Source organism: Thauera phenylacetica B4P, from assembly GCF_000310225.1.
GTDB classification, from domain to species: Bacteria; Pseudomonadota; Gammaproteobacteria; order Burkholderiales; family Rhodocyclaceae; genus Thauera; species Thauera phenylacetica.
In genome coordinates this window covers 1-4669 of the sequence record NZ_AMXF01000284.1, presented here as the reverse complement: position 1 = coordinate 4669, position 4669 = coordinate 1, and the positions used below count along the sequence as shown (strand labels likewise).

At 68.7% G+C, this 4669-nt stretch carries 5 protein-coding genes; 2 read left to right on the top strand and 3 right to left on the bottom strand.

Annotated elements, in window-relative coordinates; all coding sequences use genetic code 11:
• Positions 1 to 27: 27 nt before the first annotated feature.
• The 3 genes from C667_RS20460 to C667_RS20450 all read right to left on the bottom strand — a co-directional run bounded on the left by C667_RS20460 (position 28) and on the right by C667_RS20450 (position 3486).
• On the bottom strand, positions 28 to 693 hold the full coding sequence (locus C667_RS20460; protein ID WP_004380668.1) for an MOSC domain-containing protein: 666 nt from the start codon (positions 691 to 693) through the stop codon (positions 28 to 30).
• A gap of 111 nt (positions 694 to 804) precedes the next feature.
• Positions 805 to 2112 (bottom strand): homoserine dehydrogenase, encoded by a 1308-nt coding sequence (locus tag C667_RS20455; RefSeq protein WP_004380666.1) that lies wholly within the window; start codon positions 2110 to 2112, stop codon positions 805 to 807.
• A 66-nt stretch (positions 2113 to 2178) separates the two neighbouring features.
• Positions 2179 to 3486: a pyridoxal phosphate-dependent aminotransferase gene (locus C667_RS20450; protein WP_004380664.1), complete on the bottom strand. Its 1308-nt coding sequence runs from the start codon at positions 3484 to 3486 to the stop codon at positions 2179 to 2181.
• Between the two features lie 154 nt (positions 3487 to 3640).
• Here C667_RS20450 and C667_RS20445 point away from each other — a divergent pair, with 154 nt between their 5' ends.
• Entirely contained in the window at positions 3641 to 4024 is a 384-nt protein-coding gene (locus C667_RS20445) for an Mth938-like domain-containing protein (protein WP_004380661.1), read from the top strand.
• Between the two features lie 145 nt (positions 4025 to 4169).
• Positions 4170 to 4625 carry a peroxiredoxin gene (locus C667_RS20440; protein ID WP_004380659.1) on the top strand — a complete coding sequence of 152 codons (456 nt, stop codon included), beginning with the start codon at positions 4170 to 4172 and terminating at the stop codon, positions 4623 to 4625.
• Positions 4626 to 4669 lie beyond the last annotated feature (44 nt).

The window sequence follows — 4669 nt, the reverse complement described above, 5'->3', positions numbered from 1 at the left end:
GCGCCGCCGCCGCCCGCAGCGGCCACGTCATCCTCGGGCCTGCGCACGCAGCCAGGCCGCGCGCTCGCGCCAGCGCGTCGCCTTGTCCGCGGCGAGCCCGCGTGCGGCCGCGATGCGATCGAGCAGCTCGGCGTCGGGCCGGTGCGCGGTCACCGCGTCCCAATAGTCGGCGAGCGTGAGCCAGGGGTTGGGACGCTCGAGCAGCTCGATCGCGTCGCCCGCGGCGATCCTGCCCGGCTGCAGCACGCGGTAGTACCAGCCGGTGATCCCCGCTGCCTCGACGAAGCGCGACGCGCCATCGATCTTCAGGCGCAGGTCGATCTTCCAGCACGGCGAGCGCGTCTGGCTCACCTGCACGCGCGCCTCGCCGATGCGCAGCACATCGCCGATGCACAGCGCGTGCTCGTCCAGCCCGCGCGTGCTGATGTTCTCGCCGAGGAAGCCCGCGCCCACCGCGGCCGCACATTGCGGCCACTCGGCGGCGAGCACCGCGTAGTGCTCGACCGGGTAGTGGTGCAGCGCCTTGTCCACCCCGCCATGGTGGCGCAGGTCGGCCTGCTCGTCGCCCTCCAGCCCGGTCGGCGTCAGCATGAGCGGCCCCGCGGCGGGCGTCTTGACGATGCCGCTGCGCTCGCCCTCGATCGACAGCAGGCGCACCTTGCCGACGAAGACCTCATCCACCTTGTTCTGCATGTCCGCAATCCCCTTTGCCACCCCGGCGCGCGAGCGCGCACCGGCAGCGTAAACGTACGAGGCCGCACCCGGGGGCGCGGCCTCGTCTCCGGTCACGACGCGAGCCTGCGCTCAGAGCGTTTCCATGCGCAGCTTCACCACCTTGCCCTGCACCACCGGCAGCGCCTCGATGCGCGCGATCGCGGCGTTGGCGTTCTTCTCGGCGGTCTGGTGGGTCAGCATGATGATGTCGGTGTGCGCCTCGCCCTCGGCCGCCTCCTTCTGGATCAGCGCCTCGATCGAGATGCTGCTGTCGGCGAGGATGCGGGTGATGTCGGCGAGCACGCCCGGCTTGTCCTCGACGCGCATGCGCAGATAGTAGGAGGTGACGACCTCCTCGATCGGCAGCACCGGCACGTCGCGGACCTGGTCGGGCTGGAAGGCCAGGTGGGGCACGCGGTGCTCGGGGTCGGAGGTGTGCAGGCGGGTGACGTCGACCAGGTCGGCGATCACCGCCGAGGCGGTGGGCTCGGCGCCCGCGCCCTTGCCGTAGTAGAGCGTGGCGCCGACGGCGTCGCCCTGCACCAGCACCGCGTTCATCGCCCCCTCGACGTTGGCGATCAGGCGCTTCTCCGGGATCAGCGTGGGGTGCACGCGCAGCTCGACGCCGTTCTCGCGCCGACGCGCGATGCCGAGCAGCTTGATGCGGTAGCCGAGCTGTTCGGCGTAGCCGATGTCGACCGAGTCGAGCTTGCTGATGCCCTCGATGTAGGCCTTGTCGAACTGCATCGGAATGCCGAAGGCGATCGCGCTCATGATCGTCGCCTTGTGCGCGGCGTCGACGCCCTCGACGTCGAAGGTCGGGTCGGCCTCGGCGTAGCCGAGCGCCTGCGCTTCCTTGAGCACCTCGGCGAAGGGCAGGCCCTTGTCGCGCATCTCGGAGAGAATGAAGTTGGTCGTGCCGTTGATGATGCCGGCCAGCCACTCGATGCGGTTGGCGGTGAGGCCCTCGCGCAGCGCCTTGATGATCGGGATGCCGCCGGCCACCGCGGCCTCGAAGGCCACCATCACGCCCTTCTTCTGCGCCGCGGCGAAGATCTCGTTGCCATGCACCGCGAGCAGCGCCTTGTTGGCGGTGACGACGTGCTTGCCGTTCTCGATCGCCTTCAGCACCAGCTCCTTGGCCACGCCATAGCCGCCGATCAGCTCGACGACGATGTCGATGCCCGGATCGGTGACCACGGAGAAGGCGTCGTCGGTGAGCTCGACCTCGCCACCGGTGACCTGGCGCGCGAGCGCGAGGTTCTTGTCGGCCACGGTGACGATGCGGATCGGACGGCCTGCGCGCCGGGTGATCTCCTCGGCGTTGCGCTTGAGGACGGTGTAGGTGCCGCCACCGACGGTACCGATGCCAAGGAGGCCAACGTTGATAGGTTTCATTTTGTCCGTGAGGTGTGAGGTGTCAGGAGTGGGGAGCAGGCGGCGCGGCCGCCTTGCGGTGAAGGCTCAGGTGCCGTGGCGCTTGCGGTAGTTCTCGAGGAAGCGCGCGATGCGGCCGATGGCGTCGCGCAGGTCGTCCTCGTGCGGCAGGAAGACGAGGCGGAAGTGGTCGGGATGCGGCCAGTTGAAGCCCGAGCCCTGCACCAGCAGCACGCGCTCCTCTTCCAGCAGTTCGGCGATGAAGGCCTGGTCGTCCTCGATCGGATAGACCTTGGGGTCCAGGCGCGGGAACATGTACAGCGTGGCCTCCGGCTTCACGCAGCTCACGCCCGGGATCTGGTTGATCAGCTCCCAGGCGAGGTCGCGCTGGCGGCGCATGCGTCCGCCCACTGCGACCAGGTCGTCGATGCTCTGGTAGCCGCCGAGCGCGGTCTGGATCGCGTACTGCCCAGGCACGTTGGCGCACAGGCGCATCGAGGCCAGCATGTTGAGGCCCTCGATGTAGTCGTTGGCCCGGCGCTTGTCGCCGCACACCACCATCCAGCCCGCGCGGTAGCCGCAGGAGCGGTAGTTCTTCGACAGGCCGTTGAAGATGATGGTGAGCACGTCCTCGGACAGCGCCGCCATCGAGGTGTGCTTGACGCCCTCGTAGAGCACCTTGTCGTAGACCTCGTCCGCATAGAGGATGAGGTCGTGCTCGCGAGCCAGCGCGACGATCTGCTTCAGCGTCTCTTCCGGATACACCGCGCCGGTCGGGTTGTTCGGGTTGATGACGACGATCGCGCGCGTGTTGGCGTTGATCTTCGCGCGCATGTCGTCGATGTCCGGCAGCCAGCCCTTGGACTCGTCGCACAGGTAATGCACCGGCTTGCCGCCCGAAAGGCTCACCGCCGCCGTCCACAGCGGGTAGTCGGGCGCCGGCACCAGCACCTCGTCACCGGCGTCGAGCAGCGCGTTCATCGCCATCACGATGAGCTCGGAAACCCCGTTGCCGATGTAGATGTCCTCGATGGTGACGCCCTTGATCCCCTTCTGCTGGGTGTAGTGCATCACCGCCTTGCGCGCGGAGAAGATGCCCTTGGAGTCCGAGTAACCCGCCGCGTTGGGAAGGTTGCGGATCATGTCCATCTGGATCTCTTCGGGCGAGTCGAAGCCGAATGCGGCGAGGTTGCCGATGTTGAGCTTGATGATCTTGTGCCCTTCGTCTTCCATCTGCTTGGCGCGCACCAGCACCGGGCCGCGGATGTCGTAGCAGACCTCCGCGAGCTTGGCGGACTTGCGGATCGGACGCGGCGCGGCGGCTGCGCCCGCCTCGGCCTTGATCACCGGTTCGGGGGATGCCATCGCGAGCTCGAGGGTCTTCACCGCTTTCATGCCAGTCCTTCCTGAGAGATGGAGAAGCGCACGGGAGTTTTCCCGCACGCCAAAAGGTTGATATCTTAGCCGCGCTCCCGCACTGCGGCAATTTACCCGGCCATCGCGGGCACCCCGCCGGTGTGCACCGCATGCCGCGACCAGGAACCGACGGATGAAGCTCTACCAGGACAACAACGCCAACACCAACGTGATCACCGGCTACGGCGACGACCACGTGATGATCAGCAAGACCCGCCATGAAGGCAACGTGCTCGTCAGCGCCGGCCGGGTCGTGAGCGACTGGGCCCCGCATGCCGGCGGCGACCTCGCCGGCCTGAGCGCCGAGGACCTCGCGCGCGCCGCCGAGCTCGGCGCCGAGATCCTCATCGTCGGCACCGGCCGCCGCCAGCGCTTCCCGCACCCGCAGCTGCTGCGCGGGCTGATCGAGGCGCGCATCGGCTTCGAGTTCATGGACTTCGCCGCCGCCTGCCGCACCTACAACATCCTGGTGGCCGAGGGCCGCGCGGTCGTGCTCGGGCTGCTCCACGAGCGCTGAGCGCCGCAACGCGGCGGTAACGCCGCCGCAATACGCTCTTCACCCGGGCGGGCGCTTTCGGCTACCCTGAAGCGCACGACGCACGTGCGCCGGTGCGCTCGCCCCGAGCGCGAAGCGCCGCCGCCCCGACGAACAGGAGACCCGATTGAGCGCCCCCCTCGCCCCCGACTTTTCCCTGCCCGCCACCGGCGGCCAGACCGTCACCCTGTCCGCGCTGCGCGGCCGCAACGTGGTGATCTACTTCTATCCCAAGGACAACACGCCCGGCTGCACCAACGAGACGCGCGACTTCGGCGCACTGCACGCCGAGTTCGCCGCCGCCGACTGCACCGTCCTCGGCATCAGCCGCGACAGCCTCAAGAGCCACGAGAACTTCAAGGCCAAGCTGGAGCTGCCCTTCGAGCTCGTCTCCGACCCCGAGGAGAAGGCCTGCGAGGCCTTCGGCGTCATGAAGCTCAAGAACATGTACGGCAAGCAGGTGCGCGGCATCGAGCGCAGCACCTTCCTGATCGACGCCACGGGCGCGATCGCGCGCGAATGGCGCGGGGTGAAGGTGCCCGGCCACGCCGAGGAGGTGCTCGCCGCCGCGCGCGCGCGCTGACTCCTGCGGCGCCGGCCGCGCACCGCGAGCCGTCCCGCACGCAC